Source organism: Hanamia caeni, from assembly GCF_003721595.1.
GTDB lineage: Bacteria > Bacteroidota > Bacteroidia > Chitinophagales > Chitinophagaceae > Ginsengibacter > Ginsengibacter caeni.
This window is the reverse complement of the sequence record NZ_RJJR01000022.1, coordinates 34,623-53,411: the sequence shown is the minus strand read 5'-3', so window position 1 is coordinate 53,411 and position 18,789 is coordinate 34,623. Positions and strand designations below refer to the sequence as shown.

The 18,789-nt window shown below is 37.0% G+C and carries 14 protein-coding genes; 9 read left to right on the top strand and 5 right to left on the bottom strand.

Features of this window, described 5'->3' with window-relative positions; all coding sequences use genetic code 11:
• Positions 1–458: 458 nt before the first annotated feature.
• Positions 459–4,247, bottom strand: a complete 3,789-nt coding sequence (locus EFY79_RS19610) for a PKD domain-containing protein (protein WP_123122451.1) — start codon at positions 4,245–4,247, stop codon at positions 459–461.
• A 659-nt stretch (positions 4,248–4,906) separates the two neighbouring features.
• On the opposite strand from EFY79_RS19610, the gene dxs reads away from it, so the two are divergent.
• Positions 4,907–6,835, top strand: coding sequence for a 1-deoxy-D-xylulose-5-phosphate synthase (gene dxs / locus EFY79_RS19605; protein WP_123122450.1), 1,929 nt, complete (start codon positions 4,907–4,909; stop codon positions 6,833–6,835).
• Between the two features lie 121 nt (positions 6,836–6,956).
• Here the strand turns inward: dxs and EFY79_RS19600 are convergent, their stop codons facing one another.
• The gene (locus EFY79_RS19600; RefSeq protein WP_123122449.1) at positions 6,957–8,216 is read right to left on the bottom strand and encodes a 3-deoxy-D-manno-octulosonic acid transferase; all 1,260 of its coding nucleotides are present in this window, start codon (positions 8,214–8,216) and stop codon (positions 6,957–6,959) included.
• Positions 8,217–8,371: 155 nt separating this feature from the next.
• Here EFY79_RS19600 and EFY79_RS19595 point away from each other — a divergent pair, with 155 nt between their 5' ends.
• The 8 genes from EFY79_RS19595 to bshC all read left to right on the top strand — a co-directional run bounded on the left by EFY79_RS19595 (position 8,372) and on the right by bshC (position 17,519).
• Positions 8,372–9,517 carry a DegT/DnrJ/EryC1/StrS family aminotransferase gene (locus EFY79_RS19595; protein WP_123122448.1) on the top strand — a complete coding sequence of 382 codons (1,146 nt, stop codon included), beginning with the start codon at positions 8,372–8,374 and terminating at the stop codon, positions 9,515–9,517.
• Positions 9,518–9,519: 2 nt separating this feature from the next.
• Positions 9,520–10,869, top strand: a complete 1,350-nt coding sequence (locus EFY79_RS19590; protein WP_123122447.1) for a UDP-glucose dehydrogenase family protein — start codon at positions 9,520–9,522, stop codon at positions 10,867–10,869.
• A 91-nt stretch (positions 10,870–10,960) separates the two neighbouring features.
• Entirely contained in the window at positions 10,961–11,965 is a 1,005-nt protein-coding gene (locus tag EFY79_RS19585) for a UDP-glucuronic acid decarboxylase family protein (RefSeq protein WP_123122446.1), read from the top strand.
• Positions 11,966–12,045: 80 nt separating this feature from the next.
• Positions 12,046–13,335, top strand: coding sequence for a nucleotide sugar dehydrogenase (locus EFY79_RS19580; RefSeq protein WP_123122445.1), 1,290 nt, complete (start codon positions 12,046–12,048; stop codon positions 13,333–13,335).
• An 11-nt stretch (positions 13,336–13,346) separates the two neighbouring features.
• Positions 13,347–14,339 (top strand): SDR family oxidoreductase, encoded by a 993-nt coding sequence (locus EFY79_RS19575; protein WP_123122444.1) that lies wholly within the window; start codon positions 13,347–13,349, stop codon positions 14,337–14,339.
• A gap of 24 nt (positions 14,340–14,363) precedes the next feature.
• Positions 14,364–14,933 carry a dTDP-4-dehydrorhamnose 3,5-epimerase gene (gene rfbC / locus EFY79_RS19570; protein ID WP_123122443.1) on the top strand — a complete coding sequence of 190 codons (570 nt, stop codon included), beginning with the start codon at positions 14,364–14,366 and terminating at the stop codon, positions 14,931–14,933.
• Positions 14,933–15,820, top strand: a complete 888-nt coding sequence (rfbD, locus tag EFY79_RS19565; protein WP_199727596.1) for a dTDP-4-dehydrorhamnose reductase — start codon at positions 14,933–14,935, stop codon at positions 15,818–15,820. Before rfbC ends, rfbD begins: the two co-directional genes overlap by 1 nt.
• 73 nt (positions 15,821–15,893) lie before the next feature.
• Positions 15,894–17,519: a bacillithiol biosynthesis cysteine-adding enzyme BshC gene (gene bshC, locus EFY79_RS19560; protein ID WP_123122442.1), complete on the top strand. Its 1,626-nt coding sequence runs from the start codon at positions 15,894–15,896 to the stop codon at positions 17,517–17,519.
• Between the two features lie 165 nt (positions 17,520–17,684).
• On the opposite strand, the gene EFY79_RS21510 is transcribed toward bshC, so the two are convergent.
• The 3 genes from EFY79_RS21510 to purE all read right to left on the bottom strand — a co-directional run bounded on the left by EFY79_RS21510 (position 17,685) and on the right by purE (position 18,745).
• Positions 17,685–17,945, bottom strand: a complete 261-nt coding sequence (locus EFY79_RS21510; RefSeq protein WP_123122441.1) for a hypothetical protein — start codon at positions 17,943–17,945, stop codon at positions 17,685–17,687.
• A complete protein-coding gene (locus EFY79_RS19550; RefSeq protein WP_123122440.1) occupies positions 17,938–18,120 on the bottom strand; it encodes a hypothetical protein in 183 nt (60 codons plus the stop codon). Before EFY79_RS19550 ends, EFY79_RS21510 begins: the two co-directional genes overlap by 8 nt.
• Positions 18,121–18,244: 124 nt before the next feature.
• Positions 18,245–18,745: a 5-(carboxyamino)imidazole ribonucleotide mutase gene (gene purE, locus EFY79_RS19545; RefSeq protein WP_123122439.1), complete on the bottom strand. Its 501-nt coding sequence runs from the start codon at positions 18,743–18,745 to the stop codon at positions 18,245–18,247.
• Positions 18,746–18,789 lie beyond the last annotated feature (44 nt).

Genomic DNA, 18,789 nt, shown 5'->3' with positions numbered 1-18,789 from the left:
TACAAATTTCATTTCTTCTGCAAAATTTATCTGGCCTTTTTATCCCCAAACCTTTCCTATTTGTGGATTACTTGGGTTATTAAGGATTAACTAAGTAAATAAAAGTAAATGCCACTAAAAAAACCACGTAATAACAGAAATATTTTGTTGAAGAAGAAAAATTAAAATGCAAAAAAGGCCGACGATAAAGAACCTGATGCAATTGAAAGGTAAAAAGAAAAAGTGAGCAGTTCAAAAGGGAAATAAACTATACATTCAAATACTGTATTCGAGTACAATGAAGGTCGAGCCTTGGTTTTTGTTGGACACTGTTATCTGCATCAAAATCAGTCTTCGTTGAATGCAAAAAACTGTTTCCAAAAATTGGCTTTTGAAGGAAGCCAAATAAAAAAGCCGCCTCAATTTTACTTTGAGACGGCCTCTTTAAAAAGATTATTAATTTAGAGAAAAACCAGAAACTACATTTTAATAAATTTAGTAGATTTTATTTCTGTTCCGTTAAACGCTACAGTAACTATGTACGTCCCGGCTTTTAATTGACTCACGTTAATTTGCTTTACAGAAGATGTTGTAGTACCCAAGGCACTTTTATAAACGGTTTTGCCATTTATGTCTGTAATCACAACTTCTGCATCCGGAGAAATATTAGATGCAGTGAACTGCAGATTAATAAAATCATGAGCGGGGTTTGGAAAGATGCTTAATGCTGCAGCTTGGTCTGTAATTCCCGATGTAGGCGATTTTACTAGATCTGTACTATTTCCTATTGTAGCAAGGGTTGAATTAGAAAGCACGCTTGCAGTATCACCGGTATTAGTTGATGTTGCATCTTGTACATTCATCATTCGGGCTTGATTGCCTCCTGTCACAGTTACATTCACTACTGCACTAGCCGTAGCTCCCTGATCATCAACAGCTGTCAACTTGAACTGATAAACTCCTGCTATTAAATCTCCTGCTCCTCCTTGTGCCGAAGTAGGATTGACTAAAGTTGCTGTAGATGGTCCTGATATCTGAGTCCATTGATAGGAGATTATTGTTCCATCAGGATCTGTAGCGCTTCCAGGAAGTACAATACTATTTTTCGGAAGTTGAATATTTCTGTCAGAGCCTCCATTCACTTTCAGATTGCCGCTGCCAGGAGTGTTCACATTAATATTTAAGGTAGCAGTTCCTGTTGCTCCCTCGTTATCCGTAACTGTTAATTGAAATTGATAAGGTCCAACTACCAAATCACCTGCACCGCCCTGTGCCGAAGTGGGATTAACCATAGTGGCTGAAGAAGGACCTGATATTTGAGTCCATGCATAAGAGACTATTGACCCATCCGGATCAGTACCACTGCCAGGAAGTATTACACTATTCTTTGGCAAATAAATGTTACGATCTTTGTCCACATTTGCGACAGGAGGGATATTTGGAGCACCTGAAGTGACCAATACATTCAATATTGCACTACCTGAAGCGCCTTGATCATCAGTAACCGTCAACTTAAACTGATAACTACCTTCTACTAAATCGCCTGCTCCTCCCTGTGCGGAAGTAGGATTTACTAAGGTGGCGGTAGAGGGTCCTGAAACCTGAGACCAAGAATATGACACAACGGTTCCATCCTGGTCTTTAGCACTTCCGGGTAACACAACGCTGTTTTTCGGTAGTTGAATCACCCGATCAGAACCCACATTTGCAACCGGTGCAATATTTGCATCTCCATTAGTTACTTCAACATTTACTGTTGCGGTTCCTGTGGCACCTTGATTATCCGTAACGGTTAATTTGAATTGATAAGTGCCAACTATTAAATCTCCTGCACCGGCTTGTGCAGAGGTGGAATTTACTAAAGTCGCTGTAGAGGGGCCTGAAACCTGCGTCCACGAATATGAAGCAATCGTTCCATCAGAATCAGTACCACTTCCAGGAAGAACAATACTGTTCTTCGGTAGCTGAACAACACGATCTGAGCCTACAGTTGGTACTGGCGGGATATTAGGAATAGCAACTGCAGTTTCTAATGATTGAACTGTTACATTCAAATCAGCAGAACCAGTGGCACCGGCATTATCGGTAACAGTTAACCTGAAGACATATCTTCCTTGAACCAACTCACTTGCACCAGCCTCGGCAGAAGTGGCATCCGACAAAGATGCAGTAGAAGGTCCGTCAACCTGCGTCCATGAATAAGAAACTACCGTTCCGTCCGAATCGTCACCACTTCCGGGAAGTACAATACTATTTTGCGGAAGTTGGATGTTTCGATCTGCGCCCACACTCGCCACAGGATTTTTGTTCGCTGTGCTTGCACCGTTCCTAATGAGTACTGCGGAGGACCAAGGTTTTAGGGTTATTGACCCATTATACGAAACATTCTTCATATCTATGTAATTTGCGTCCAAGCTGATGGTTTTAGGAGATGAAGAAGCGTTATATTCAAATCTTAAATCATTCAAATCGGTTATGTTTTTAGGAGTTGCATAGGAATTCGCATCGCTTCCGGAAAAAGATTGCCATCCTGCGAAAGTATAAGTATCATGATTAATCAAAATCGGACTACTTGGATCAATAGGTTTACCGTAATAATTATTGTTAAATGTCCCAAAAGACAAAGCATCGTTTGGATCGCCTCCTGCTGGATATCCAAAAAAAGCCCATTGTTCCGGAGTCCTTGCCACAAAAATATTTCCTTGAACGGTGATATCCCGAATTAAATAATCTGGCTGTGAAATTAATTCTAATCCACCTTTCGTCCAGCTGCTACCGCCGTTGTTATAGGTCGTATTATTGGTAACTATAATATTATTTGCACCGTGCAACTTGATACCAGCGGCCGCGCAATTCGCTACAGTATTATTACTAATCGTAATGCCGGTCCCATATGCATCAATAAAGATACCACCAAAATCAGTAAGAGTTGTATCGGAAGTACCATATTTAGATCCTATACCGTTTATAACAATATTTCCATCAATTACACTTCCTGCCGCTCTATCGCGGGAGCTCATGTCAATACCGCCTCCGTCTTCTTTTATCAAACAAAACCGATTTACAAAGTTATTCGTAACCTTTGTATTCAATCCACTAAATTTAATTCCTGCATATCCGCAATTATTTATTTGATTATATTTGGTAACCGAGTTTGCTCCGACTGTGGCAATCGCTCCAGCAGAAATTAATCCCTGATCCATTCCTTCAAACAAATTTATGTTAGTTATATTATTAGATTGAATGGTAGCATTTATTTCGGATGTGTATATTCCCGCATAATTAGCATCTGTTATATTGTTGTTTTGGATTAATGCATTTGCCATAATGCACCAGATAGCTGACATACCAGCAAATGAAATATCGCAATTTTGCACTGTAAGATTAGTTCCATAATTTCCACAAGAAAGAGCATCGGAATTGGAACCAGTAAAAGCAAGATTGTCAAAGACAATATAGTTATTACGATTCATTAAAACTAAATTTTCAACAGTTGCAATTTTTACATTTTGTGGAGTTGATGTGCTATATATTCTTAATTTATGATCAGAAGGATTGTAATACCACTCGCCGTTCACGTCAAGTGTTTTGGGATCATCCTGTATAAAGAATCCAAATCCGTCCTGTGGAGTATCTATTCCCGGATCGGTATAATTAAGTGTATTTCCAGACTGGCTGACAATAGTGCCCCTTTCCAAAGCGTACCTTTGCTTGCGAATTAGAATTCCAGCGCCTGACCAGTTGTTTGATCCTAAACCACCAACTGCGGTAATGGCGTTATCGCCGGAGTGAGACTGTATCGTCAAATATCCTGTATTTGGCCCGGTGCTGTTTGGGTATCTTCCCATCGCAGTATTCACCCCATTAACGGACACCATGTTTGTATATGGTAAACTCGATACTCCATTACTGCTTTCCCAAATATTTCCTCCAAGATTTGTCCAGGAAGTAACATTTGTAAAACCAGTAATTATTGGCTTATTTCCAGAACCATAAGCTCCGAATGTAATTGGATTTCCAGAACTTCCGGAATTATTTACCCTTATGCCACCGTAAAAAGTATCGCCTCGTTTAAATAAAACATAATCTCCTGGCCGAAGGTTGTTAAAACTGTTTAATTTATCAATAGACCGCCACGGTGATGCGGCGTCTGTTCCTGAATTATTGTCATTGCCTGATGAACTTGATAAATAATACGTGGTTGCAAAGGCGCTAAATGAAAAAATTGTAAAAAAGACCGTTAGGGAAATTGTGAAAAGATTTTTCATTAAGTGAGGTTTTAAGATTATTGATTTAAGGTTAAATGGTTGGTTTGATTCATAAATAAAATTCAGGGTATGGCTTAAACGTATTCGTTAAACCATAATATAAAAATGCTTAAAAGGGGTTAACTAGTTTTGAATAAGGATTTGGATTTTTTGGCACGTATATTGAGTGCAGGTTTTTATTGAATTTTTTTAGTTTTATTTTAGCAGTATTTGGGCAATATTTATGCCAGTATGGGTATTTTTTACCCTTATTTTTCAAATTTAATTTCTAATAATTTTTTAAATGTTCACTTGGCGTTTAATCAGTTGCGAACATATATAAAATTTAAATAATTAAACAATATTATATATGTGACCATTTTTGCAGGATTTAAAATTTTTATAAAAAATCATAAAAATCTTTAAGAAGTCTTTAAAATTCGTGAAAAGAGTTCATAATTTCTCTTTTTAATCCATTTTATTTAAATAAAAAGCATGAGGTTTGTTGTGCGCGATAGCTCTTATTTAAACTCAGCAAATTATAATTTTATGTTAAAACAAAAATTAGATATATCAAGTTATTCTTTATTAAACATTAAATAATTTTGATGTAAACTAATTACTGTCCGCGGCCGTTAATTATTTTCTTAAAAATGTACTTAACTTATTAAATTTACCAAATGGAAATTTTGCCCGGCCCACTTTTAAGTCTTATCAACTCCCCCTCGGATCTTAAGAATTTAGATAGATCAAAGCTTCACCAGCTTTGTGATGAGCTACGCCAATATATCGTGGATGTCGTAAGTGTGCATGGCGGTCATTTTGCTGCAAGCCTGGGTGTAGTAGAATTAACTGTGGCATTGCATTATGTTTTTAATACCCCTTACGATCAACTTGTCTGGGATGTAGGCCACCAAGCCTATGGCCACAAAATACTTACAGGCCGAAGAGATGAATTTAATACAATCAGAAAGTATAATGGATTAAGTGGTTTCCCGAAAAGAAGCGAAAGCGAATATGACACATTTGGGGTCGGGCATTCCTCAACTTCTATTTCTGCGGCCTTGGGGATGGCAATGGCTTCGCACTATAAAGGCGAAAAAAAACGGCAGCATATAGCAATTATCGGAGATGGCGCTATGACGGCAGGCGAGGCTTTTGAAGCTATGAACCATGCGGGCATAGAGAAAAGTAATTTGCTAATTATTCTTAACGACAATTGCATGAGTATTGATCCTAATGTGGGCGCTTTAAAAGAATACCTTACCGATATTACTACTTCTATTACTTACAATAAATTAAGAGATGATTTTTGGAAAGCGCTTGGCAAATTACCCGGAAAGACCTTTTCAAGAAAGATGGTGGGAAAGATTGAAACATCCCTCAAGGGAATGGTGAGCAAGAGCAGTAATCTTTTCGAATCCTTAAATATCCGCTATTTTGGCCCGCTTGACGGGCATAATATTTCCAAACTTGTGGATACTTTACAGGATATGAAGGAGATTTCGGGGCCTAAATTATTGCACATTAAAACCATAAAAGGAAAAGGCTTTGAACTGGCGGAAAAAGATCAAACTAAATGGCATGCTCCTGGCCTTTTTGATAAAATAACCGGCGAAATCTATAAGAAAAAATTTGATCTTCCACAGGCTCCAAAATATCAGGATGTTTTTGGGCAGACCATTATTGAGCTTGCTGAAAAAAATGATAAAATAATGGGCGTGACGCCTGCAATGCCCAGCGGCTGTTCTTTAAAATATATGATGGATAAAATGCCAAACCGGGCCTTTGATGTGGGCATTTGTGAACAGCATTCTGTTACGGTAAGCGCCGGCATGGCTACGCAGGGATTACGTGTGTTTTGTAATGTGTATTCTTCGTTTATGCAGCGCGCCTATGACCAGGTAATTCATGATGTAGCATTACAAAATCTTCCAGTGGTTTTTTGCCTCGACAGGGCTGGGCTCGTTGGTGAAGACGGCTCTACACACCAGGGAGCGTACGACATTGCGTACATGCGCTGTATTCCCAATATGATAGTGAGTGCCCCGATGAATGAAAGTGAATTAAGGGATCTGATGTACACCGCACAGTTGGAATCAACAAAAAATCCATTCGTAATCCGTTATCCGCGCGGGCAGGGCGTAAAATCTGATTGGAAAACGCCTATGAAAGAAATTAAAATCGGAACGGGCAGGAAACTTAAAGATGGCGATGATATTGCTATCCTTTCCTTTGGGCATCCGGGAAATTTTGTAGCCGCAGCTATCCGCGACGTAAAAAAGGAAGGGCTAAACCCGGCGCATTATGATCTTCGGTTTGTGAAGCCTCTTGATGAAAAATTATTGCATGAAGTATTTCAAAATTATTCTAAAGTAATCACAGTTGAAGACGGAACTGTAGTCGGCGGGTTCGGTTCTGCTATATTAGAGTTTATGAATCAATTTGGATACAAAACAGATATCAAAATTTTGGGAATCCCGGATAAGATTATTGAACACGCCTCTCAAAGCCAGCAGCAGCACGATGTCGGAATTGATGCCGCCGGAATTGCAGACGCTATCAGGGATATGAGCAAAATTGAAATCCACCATCTCTTAGGCGAGTAAACGCTACATGGATTTCCGGTCTTTATCAATTTCGATTCGGCATGATTGATTCTGTGCAGTAAATTAAAATCCGCGTTATTTACTGCTTTACTATTAAATGCCTGTTTCGTGTTAGCCAGGCTTAAAGCAGTTTATTACTTTCTATAAATGAAATAATTTTATCCGTTGCGCCTGCATTTTTATAAACATAATTTTTTGCTGCTTCGCTTCTAACTTTGAGTTCTTCATTCTCACTTAATAATTGATCTATTATTTTTTCCAGTTCGATCGCACTTTTAATACTTATTGCGCCTGAGCAATCAAGCATTTCTTCCGCCTCGAAATTTTTACCATATTCCGGCCCAAAAATTACCGGTTTGCCATACACTGCCGCTTCTAAAATATTGTGCAGTCCGTCATCTCCAAAGCCGCCACCCACATAAGTTACAGTCGCGTAATAATATAGCCGTGAAAGCATTCCAATGTTATCAATAATAAGGCAATTAATTTCCTTTTTATTAAATGTCATTCGGTTTGACATCCATTCAGAATAAAAAACCGAACCTGCAAATTGTTTTTGTACGTCATTAAGATTTTCTCTATCAATTTCATGAGGTGCGATAATAAACTTTACTTCGGGATGTGCTCTCACGTAATGCGTAAATTCAGCTTCGTCTTCCTCCCATGTGCTGCCTGCTACTACCACTTTTTTGTCGCCGCAAAAATCAGCTATGCCCGGCACATCTGTAAAACTGGTAGCAATATTAATTACGCGGTCGCATCTTGTATCTCCGGAAATAGTTATTTTTTCAGCAGGAACTAATTTTTCCAACCATTGTTTGGATCTTTCATTTTGAACAAAAAAATGGGTAAATGGTTTGAGCATATTTTTATAAAAACTACCATACCATTTAAAAAATGTCTGGCTTTCCCTGTAAATTCCTGACACCATCAATAATGGAATTTTCCTTTTCTGAATTTCTTGCAGATAATAATGCCAGTATTCATATTTCACCCACAAAACAAGGTCAGGTTTTAAAATATTCATCCATTTTTCCGCATGTAATCTGGAATCCATTGGCAGGTAAAAAATATTTGTAAACTCTTTATTGTTTTTTATAATTTCAAAACCGGAGGGAGAAAAAAAAGTGACGATAATTTTGATATTGGAATTGATTTCTTTTAGTTTTTGCAAAACCGGCCTTCCCTGTTCAAATTCACCAAGACTGGCAGCGTGCATCCAGATAATTTTTTCATTTGAAAACCCGGAAACCGTATTTCTAAGTTTTTTAAAAATTCCCTCTCTTCCTTTTATCCAAAGTTTTGCTTTTTTATTCCCTAATGAAACTATTCGAATTCCGGCTTTATAAATCAAGAGGAATAGATGATAGAATATGATCAATACTTACAGTTTTAGGTACAAATCTAAAGTCTAATTTTTTAAAACAGGAATCCTGTTAAAACTTTGTTTACTGCCCATCTATAGAACGAATTGCCATATTTGATTAAATTTTATTCTGTTCAATCCCTATCTTTGCAGCCTTTAAAAAAAGCCTTATGAAACCAATACACATGGTGGATTTAAAGCAGCAATATTTACACATAAAAGAAAAAGTAGATGCTGCTGTTTTAGAAGTTCTTGATAGTACGATTTTTATTGGTGGGCCGCAGGTAAATGATTTTGCTACAAATCTTGCAAAATATCTGGGCGTAAAACATGTAATTCCATGTGCTAACGGTACAGACGCGCTTCAAATCGCCATGATGGCGCTTGATCTTAAGCCGGGCGATGAGGTGATTACGCCTTCTTTCACTTACGTGGCCACTACGGAAGTAATCGCGTTATTAAAATTAAAACCTGTTTTTGTAGAAGTAGATCCAAAAACCTTTTGCATAGATCCTGAAGCGATTAAAAAAGCGATAACTCCAAAAACCAAAGCGATAGTTCCTGTTCATTTATATGGGCAATCCTGCGATATGGAAGAAATTATGGCCATCGCTAAAGAGCATAATTTGTTTGTAATTGAAGACAATGCGCAGGCAATTGGAAGTGAATACACTTTTAAAAACGGCACCACCAAAAAGACGGGAAACATTGGCGATATAAGTTGTACATCATTTTTCCCAAGTAAAAATTTAGGTTGTTATGGCGATGGCGGTGCAGTTTGTACCAACGACGACAATCTTGCTGTAAAAATAAAAATGATTGCCAACCATGGGCAAAGCAAAAGATATTATCATGATGTGGTAGGATGCAATTCACGCCTGGATGCTTTGCAAGCGGCAATATTAAATATCAAATTACCGTTATTGGACAGTTATATTTCTTCCCGGAGGAAAGCTGCAGATTTTTATGATAGTGCGTTTAAGGATAATAAAAAAATCACGACTCCTTTTCGCGCTGATTATAGTAAACATGTTTTTCATCAATACACGCTTATCCTGGACGACGTTGAAAATCCGGAAAGTTTTCGGGATGTTTTGGTGGCATTTTTAGCTGAAAATAATATTCCATCAATGATTTATTATCCTGTGCCGGCTCATAAACAAAAAATGTTTGCAGATTTTGGCGGTGCAGATTTTGATTTGGAAAAGACAGATTGGCTCACGCATCGTGTGGTTTCGTTGCCTATGCATACCGAACTTGATGAAGAGCAACAGGAATATATCACTAAAAAAGTGTTAGAATACGTAAATAAATAAGAATGAATATTGCAGTTATCGGAACAGGTTATGTAGGTTTAGTCACAGGCACTTGTTTTGCAGAAACAGGGAATAGTGTGATGTGTGTGGATATAGATGAAGAAAAAGTAAAAAAATTATCTTCCGGAAAAATTACCATTTTTGAACCTGGACTTGAAAAGCTTTTTGAAAGAAACAGCAAAGAAGGTCGCCTGAAGTTTACTACTTCACTTGCCGAAGGAATTAAAAATGCAAGAGTTATTTTCCTTGCATTGCCTACGCCGCCAGGTGAAGATGGCTCGGCAGATCTCAGGTATGTTTTGGATGTGGCTGGTAAGATGGGAAAGCTTTTAAAAAAAGGTTCTTATAAAATTGTGATTGATAAAAGCACGGTTCCTGTAGGAACTGCTGATAAGGTAAAAAATACCATTTTAAAAAGTGCTCAAAAATCTGGAATTGAAAATTCTGAGAAATTATTTGATGTAGTAAGCAATCCTGAATTTTTGCGCGAAGGCGTAGCTGTAGATGATTTCATGAAACCCGACCGCGTGGTTATCGGCACTTCTTCTGAAAAAGCAAAAAAAATTTTAGGTGAATTATACGGCCCATTTGTAAGGCAGGGAAATCCAATAATTTACATGGATGAAAAATCTGCAGAACTTACAAAGTATGCAGCTAATTCATTTTTAGCTACAAAAATTTCTTTCATGAATGAGATAGCCCAGCTTTGTGAAAAGCTTGGTGCTGATGTGGATATGGTGAGAAAAGGAATTGGAAGTGATGAAAGAATAGGCCGCCGCTTTTTGTTTCCCGGAATTGGATATGGAGGAAGTTGTTTTCCTAAAGATGTAAAAGCCTTAGTAAAATCTTCTCAGCAAACCGATTATCAATTTAAAATTCTGGAAGCGGTGATGGAGGTGAATGAAGACCAGAAAATTCATTTGATTCCTAAGATAGAGACCTATTTTAAAAATAATTTAAAAGGGAAAAAAATCGCTTTATGGGGTTTGGCTTTCAAGCCCAATACTGATGATATTCGTGAAGCTCCGGCTTTGTATATTATTAAGGAACTTTTAAAAATGGACGCAACCGTTGTGGCTTACGATCCGGAAGCAATGCCTAATGTGAAGAAAGAATTGGGTGATAAAATTATTTTTGCAGAAGGTCAGTATGAAGCGCTGGAACAGACAGATGCATTGATAATTGCAACAGAATGGAGCGAATTCAGGACACCTGATTTTAATAGAATAAAATCATTGATGAAGAAGCCGGTTATTTTTGATGGCCGCAATCTTTTTCAGTTGTATCAAATGGAAGAATGCGGTTTTCATTATGAAAGTGTAGGAAGAAGAGTGGTTAATTTAAAGGTTTAGTTGTTTAGAAGAATTCAGTAAACTAATAAATATTCTCAATTTTTATTTTATTGATTTAAAAGAAAAAATTAAAACATTATCGTTGAATTAAATGGAAATAAAAATACCTGCTTCTGGTAAACAAAGAATTTTAATAACCGGCGCTGCCGGATTTTTAGGATCGCATCTCTGTGATAGATTTATTAAAGAAGGAATGGATGTGGTTGGGATGGACAATTTGATTACCGGTGATTTAAAAAATATTCAACATCTTTTTAGACTGGAAAATTTTGAATTTTATCATTGTGATGTTTCAAAATTTATTCATGTTTCCGGGAGGCTGGATTATATTCTTCATTTTGCTTCGCCTGCCAGCCCGATAGATTATTTAAAAATTCCTATCCAGACATTGAAAGTTGGTTCATTGGGAACGCATAATTGTTTAGGATTGGCTTTATCAAAAAAAGCAAGAATATTAGTCGCTTCCACGAGTGAGGTTTATGGAGATCCATTGGTGCACCCGCAAACAGAAGATTATTGGGGAAACGTGAATCCCATTGGCCCGCGCGGTGTGTATGATGAAGCAAAACGCTTCCAGGAAGCCATCACAACAGCTTATCATACTTTTCATGGATTAGATACGAGAATTGTAAGAATTTTTAATACTTACGGTCCGCGAATGAGGCTGAATGATGGAAGAGCGTTACCAGCCTTTATTGGCCAGGCCTTGCGTGGCGAAGATTTGACTGTTTTTGGAGATGGCAGCCAGACAAGAAGTTTTTGTTATGTTGACGATTTGATAGATGGAATTTACAGGCTTCTTATGAGTGATTATTCAAAGCCGGTAAACATTGGAAATCCTGATCAGATTACATTAAAAGATTTTGCCGAAGAAGTAATTAAGCTGACAGGAACAAAGCAAAAAATAGTTTATAAACCACTTCCGCAAGACGATCCAAAACAAAGGCAGCCGGATATTACGAAGGCAAAACAATTATTGAATTGGGAACCGAAAATACAACGGGCAGAAGGTTTAAAAAGAACCTATAATTATTTTAAATCTTTACCTGAAGAAGATTGGTATAAGTTGCCAAAAGAATTTGAAAGCAAGCGATAGGTAAATAAGAATTCAGCAATTCGAAATAAAAAGCTGAAATTTTTTAACTAAGTAATTTTAAAAAATAATAATAAAAATAAATGTACCAGGAATTATTAGATAAGAAGAAAAAGCTGGCCGTAATTGGACTTGGCTATGTTGGGTTGCCTATTGCATTGGAATTTGCAAAGAAAATCTCCGTGATAGGATTTGATATTAATGCTGATAGAATAAAATTAATGCAGAATGCTATTGATCCAAGTAAAGAACTCGAATCATCTGCTTTTGAAAATTGCGATATAGAATTTACTGACAGCCTTGACAAGCTTCGTGAAGCAAACTTTTATATAGTTGCAGTTCCAACGCCGGTTGACAAGCATAATGTACCCAATCTTACTCCGGTGATTAGCGCAAGTAAAACTATGGGAAAAGTATTAAAGAAAGATGATTATGTGGTATTTGAAAGTACTGTCTATCCTGGTTGTACTGAGGAAGATTGTCTTCCTGTAATAGAAGAATTGTCCGGCTTGAGCGTTTGCGATGATTTTAAACTGGGCTATTCTCCGGAAAGAATAAATCCGGGAGATAAAGAACATACTTTATCGAGTATCATAAAAGTGGTGAGTGGATGCGATGAAGAAAGTCTTGAAACCATCGCAAAAGTTTATGAGTTGGTGGTTAAAGCGGGCGTTCATCGTGCATCTTCCATCAAAGTTGCAGAAGCTGCAAAAATTATTGAAAATACGCAGCGTGATTTAAACATTGCATTAATGAATGAGCTCTCTATCATTTTCGATAAGATGCAAATAAATACATTTGAAGTGCTGGCAGCGGCCGGAACAAAATGGAATTTTCTTAAATTTCAGCCGGGCCTTGTAGGCGGCCACTGTATTGGTGTTGATCCATATTATCTTACTTATAAATCGCAAAAACTCGGTTACGATTCTCAGGTAATTCTTGCCGGCCGCGTTATCAATGATGGTATGGCAGCACATGTTGCGCGCAGAGTATTACAACACATTATCCAAAATACGAGCGATGTAAAAAATGCGAAGGTGCTGGTGATGGGAGCTACGTTTAAAGAAAATGTGAGTGATATCAGGAACTCAAAAGTAGCTGACATTATTAAAGAACTAAAGTCGTATTCTTTGCAGGTACACGTTACAGATCCTTACGCCAATAGTAGTGAACTGAATCATGAGTATGGATTTGAGCTAACACCGGATTTGACAAATGATTACGCGGCTGTCATTGTTACGGTTCCGCACAATGATTATATAAAAATGGATGATAATTCCTTTTCAAATATTACAAAACCTGAAGCGATTGTAGCAGATCTGAAAGGGATTTACCGGGGCAAAATCTCAAGCCGCTCTTATTGGAGCTTATAAAATAAACAAAATTGGAAAACAGATTTCATGACCAGGATTTAAGTAATTCATCTTTTTTAGTGACAGGTGGCGCCGGTTTTATCGGTGGGCACATTGCCGAGTATTTAGTAAAAAACGGCGCTAAAAAAGTAAGAGTAATAGATAATTTTGCTAACGGGTTTCAATCTAATCTTGATGTATTGCGGCCTTACAAAGCCTTCGAGTTTTTAGAAGGCGATATAAGGAACGCAGAATTTTGTCGCAAGGCTTGCGAAGGAATTGATTATGTAAGCCACCAGGCAGCTTTAGGCTCTGTGCCCCGCTCTATCAAAAATCCATCTGATACAAATGATGTAAATGTCAGCGGATTTGTAAATATGTTGAAAGCCGCGGTGGATAATAAAGTGACGCAGTTTGTGTATGCATCATCATCTTCTGTTTATGGCGACGAGCCTACGTTGCCGAAGATTGAAGACCGAATTGGGAATTGTCTTTCTCCCTATGCAGTCAGTAAAAGGTCTGATGAACTTTATGCCGCTGTATTCGCTAATGCTTATGGGATGCCGGTTTTGGGTTTCAGGTATTTTAATATTTTTGGCCCGCGGCAGGATCCTGATGGGCCTTATGCCGCTGTAATTCCGTTATTTGTAAAAGCGATTATGAACAATACTTCTGCTTTTATAAATGGTGATGGCGAACAAACGAGGGATTTTACCTATGTTCAAAATGCAGTCCAGGTTAACGTCAAAGCAATGCTTTCAAAAAATGAAGAAGCAAAAAATAAAGTCTATAACGTGGCAGTAGGTGAAAATTTTTCAGTTAATTTTTTATACGGTTTCATTAAAGATTATTTAAAAAGCGATATTGAACCTATCCATCGCGATCCACGCGAAGGTGACATAAGAAATTCTCTTGCTGATATTTCACTTGCAAAGAATTTATTAGACTATCGACCTACTACAGACTTCAAAACCGGCCTGGTAAAAACCATAGAGTTTTTTAAAGATTTATATTCGCAGAAATAATTTTAAGACTGTTAATTTGCTTTAATGCCATTTATTAAAACTGAATTCCCAGGTCTATTGGTTTTCGAGCCAAAAGTTTTTGAAGATCACCGCGGCTATTTTTTTGAAAGCTATAATAAAAATGTTTTTTCAGTTGAGGGGCTTGATATCATCTTTGTCCAGGACAACCAGGCCCGGTCGTCGTTTGGGGTTGTAAGAGGATTGCATTATCAATTATACCCCCATGCACAAACCAAACTTCTTCGCGTATTATCCGGTGAAATTATTGATGCAGTTGTTGACATGAGAAAGAATTCGCCTACTTACGGTAAGGCATACACGATTTTACTTTCTGCAGAAAATAAAAAACAACTTTTAGTTCCAAAAGGATTTGCTCATGGTTATTCCGTCATTAGTGAAACGGCGGAAGTGTTTTATAAATGCGATGAATTTTATCATAAAGAAAGTGAAGGCGGAGTTCTTTGGAGTGATCCTTCTTTAAAAATTGACTGGAGGCTTCCGGCTGAAAAAGTGCTGGTTTCTGAAAAAGATATTCAACTTCCGTTGTTGAAAGATTGTCATCATAATTTTGTGTTTAAAGGCTTAGATAATTAATGGCTTTACAAAAATCAATTCCGACAATTTTAGTTACAGGCTCCAACGGACAATTAGGAAGTGAAATAAGAGCTGTTTCTAAAAATTTTCCATCTTATCATTTTTTATTTGTTTCAAGAGAAGATTTATTAATAGAAAATGATCAATCAGTACGAAAAATTTTTGAAAAAAATCAGATTGATTATTGCATTAATTGCGCCGCTTACACAGCAGTTGACAACGCAGAATCCGAAAAAGAAAAAGCATTTTTAATTAATGCCGAGGCGGTTGGAAACCTGGCGAAAATTTGTTCAGAGCACCAAACAAAGCTGATTCATATTTCTACAGATTACGTTTATGACGGAACAGTTAGTGTTCCTTTAAAGGAGGAAAATGCGGTAGGCCCTGTCAATGTGTATGGTTTATCAAAATTAAGAGGAGAGGAGTTTGCAATGAAAAATAATGCTTCAGCTTTGATAATCCGGACGTCATGGGTTTACTCTTCTTTCGGAAATAATTTTGTAAAAACGATGTTGCGTTTATTTCGCGAAAAAGAAGAGATAAATGTAATTGATGATCAAATTGGCTCACCAACCTATGCAGCGGATCTTGCGTTAGTGATTATGAAAATAATTGAAAAACAACAGCAAGGCCAAAAATATTCCGGTATTTTTAATTATGCCAATGAAGGTATCACCAGTTGGTATGGCTTTGCCAATGAAATTAAAATATTGGTAAAAAGCAACTGCAAGATTAATCCGATTCCAACCTCTTCTTATCCAACTGCCGCAAAGCGGCCACTATATTCCGTTTTAGATACTTCAAAAGTTAAACGGGTATTGAATATCGGAATTCCATTGTGGCAATCCTCTCTAAAAAAGTGCATTCATATTTTGATGCCGGAATAAGAGTTTCTTTTATATCAACGGAAAAAGGGGTTACTCCATTTCCATCTATATTTGCATCTAAAAATTCAGCGGCTTGGATACTCAATTTAAATCAGAATACATACCTTATTCCCACACAGGAAAGTTTTCAAAAATAGTTTTGGATTATGTCTCAGGCGCTGTTGGGCTAAAGGAATTTTATGAACATGCGGTAAGTCTGGAAGGCATAAAATCGGCAATTGCGAATAGAAAGAAATTTAAAACGAATCGTCAGTTATTAGTCGAACAATTTAGGAATCAATATAAAGACGTTGAAAATTCTGATATTGTAAAATCCAATATTGAAGCGCTTTCTGATGAAAACACTTTTACGATCTGCACAGCGCATCAGCCTAATATTTTTACCGGGCATCTTTATTTTGTTTATAAAATTCTACATATTATTCAGCTGGCGGATTCTTTAAAAAAAGAATTACCGGCGTATAATTTTGTCCCGGTTTTTTTTGTGGGAAGCGAAGATGCGGATTTGGAAGAACTAAATCATATCGTTATTGACGGTGAAAAGTATACATGGAAAACTGAGCAAAAGGGGGCAGTGGGAAGAATGAAAGTAGATGACCAACTGCTGAAATTAATTGATAAAATTTCAGGAAGATTGTCTGTCGAAAAATATGGAAATGAATTAATAGAATTATTGAAAAAATGTTATTTTAAAAATTCAACAATTGAAAATTCTACTTTTTTGTTCGTTCACCATCTTTTCAAGGAATATGGATTGTTAATTCTTTTGCCTGATAATGCATCTTACAAAAATGAAATGCTTTCTATTTTTGAGGACGATATTTTCAATCATACCTCGTCAGAAATTGTCGACAATACCACTGAAAAATTGTCTGAACATTACAAGGCACAGGCTTATCCGCGGGAGATCAATCTATTTTATTTGAAGGATAATTTGCGAAACCGGATTGTGCAGGTGAATAATCAGTTTATAATTCATGATACGAATATTGTTTTTACAGAGAATGAAATAAAAAGAGAATTGCTGGAACACCCGAAGAGGTTCAGTCCTAATGTGATATTGAGAGGATTATTCCAGGAGATGCTTCTGCCTGATGTAGCCTGGATTGGTGGTGGCGGAGAACTTGCCTATTGGCTACAATTGAAAGATGTTTTCAGTCATTATAAAGTTCCGTTCCCGGTTTTGGTACTTAGAAATTCTTTTCTAATTGTTGATCCAAAAGCAGCCAAACTGATAAAAAAATTAAAGCTGGATGTGCAGAATCTTTTTAGCGGCGAAGACGAGGTAGTCAACAGTTTGGTAAAAAGAGATTCAAATCTGGTTTTGCATTTAACAAAAGAAAAAGAACAATTCGGGAAAATTTACTCAGATATAATTTCCCGGGTGGCTTCAATTGACACCACACTCCAGGCACATGTTGAAGCTTTGAAAACAAAGCATATTAAAAAGCTTTCTGCCCTTGAAAAGAAAATGTTGAGGTCTGAAAAAAGAAAATTTTTGGCGCAGAAAAATCAACTGGACAGGCTTTTTTCTATTTTATTTCCCGAAGGAGGTTTACAGGAGCGCACAGAAAACTTTATGCTGTTCTATTCGTTATGGGGAAAGGATTTTTTTAAAATATTGTATGATGCCTCTCTAACGCTGGAGCAAAAATTTTGTATCATTGAAGCCTTGCCACAAAACCAGGAAGCGAAATAAAAATTATGGTTATTTGTTGCTTTACTGGTTTATATTAATTGGGAAATTCTTCAGAAACCATCTGAATTATGAACCGGAATTGGTTTTAAAGCAAACTGCAGCAATTTGGAATCGTCGGTGATTATAAATACACATCCATTTTGAACAGCAACGTCGAACAAATAATTATCTTTCGGATCGGGGCTTATTCCATACACAGCTTTTTCCTTTACTGAAAGATATTTTTCTAATGAAGTGTATTACATTACTTGCAGCTCTTTCTTTCATCCAATCATTTTCCAAAAGGGCGTCAAATACTTTTGATAACAGATAATTGTTTATGACCGGAAGAAAATTATAGATAACAAATCTATTTACTAAAGGAGCGATATCTTTGATGCGTGCATACTTTATCCAAACATTTGCATCAATAATTATTTTATACATGCTGATTTTTATAACGATTCTTTTGAATTGCTTTTACAATTTCAACTTCATCAGCATCTTTGAAATCAGCATCCGCGGTAATATTTTTCCATTCATTAATTAAGTCGTTAGAAAAAACCCTGAGGTAGAGCATTTTTAGCTCTTCTTCGCTTTTTTCGCGCAATTTATCCACCATTTGCGCAAAAGTAGACGGAAGTGTTTGTTGGACGATTCCATTATCGTTTGCTTTTATTACAATATAAAACTTTTTTATTACACTATTAATTTTTGAGACGGGTAGTGCGTGATTTCATGAATCTTTATTGAATCATTCTTTCTGCTTTTCTCTCCACTTCTTCTTTCATTTCTTTTTTAAATTCCATTAATTTTTTCGAAACCGATTTATCATAAATGCCTAAAATTTCTGCCGCCAGAATCCCGGCATTTTTTGCTGCATCCAGCGCGACAGTGGCTACCGGCACGCCATTGGGCATTTGCAAAATGGAAAGAATTGAATCCCAACCGTCAATAGAGTTGGAAGATTTTACCGGCACTCCGATTACGGGTAAAGTAGTAAGTGATGCAATCATTCCGGGAAGATGAGCGGCGCCTCCGGCGCCGGCAATAATTATTTTTAAACCGCGCTCAACCGCCGATGAAGCATATTCCATCATTCTTAACGGTGTGCGGTGGGCTGATACGATATTAATTTCAAATGCAACTCCGAATTGATTTAAAATGTCGGCGGCAGCCTGCATAATTTTTAGATCGCTATCGCTTCCCATAATAATTCCGACAACCGGTTGAACAGATTTAGCCATTCTTTATATTTTAAAACGATAAAGATAATACAAAAGCCAAGGCT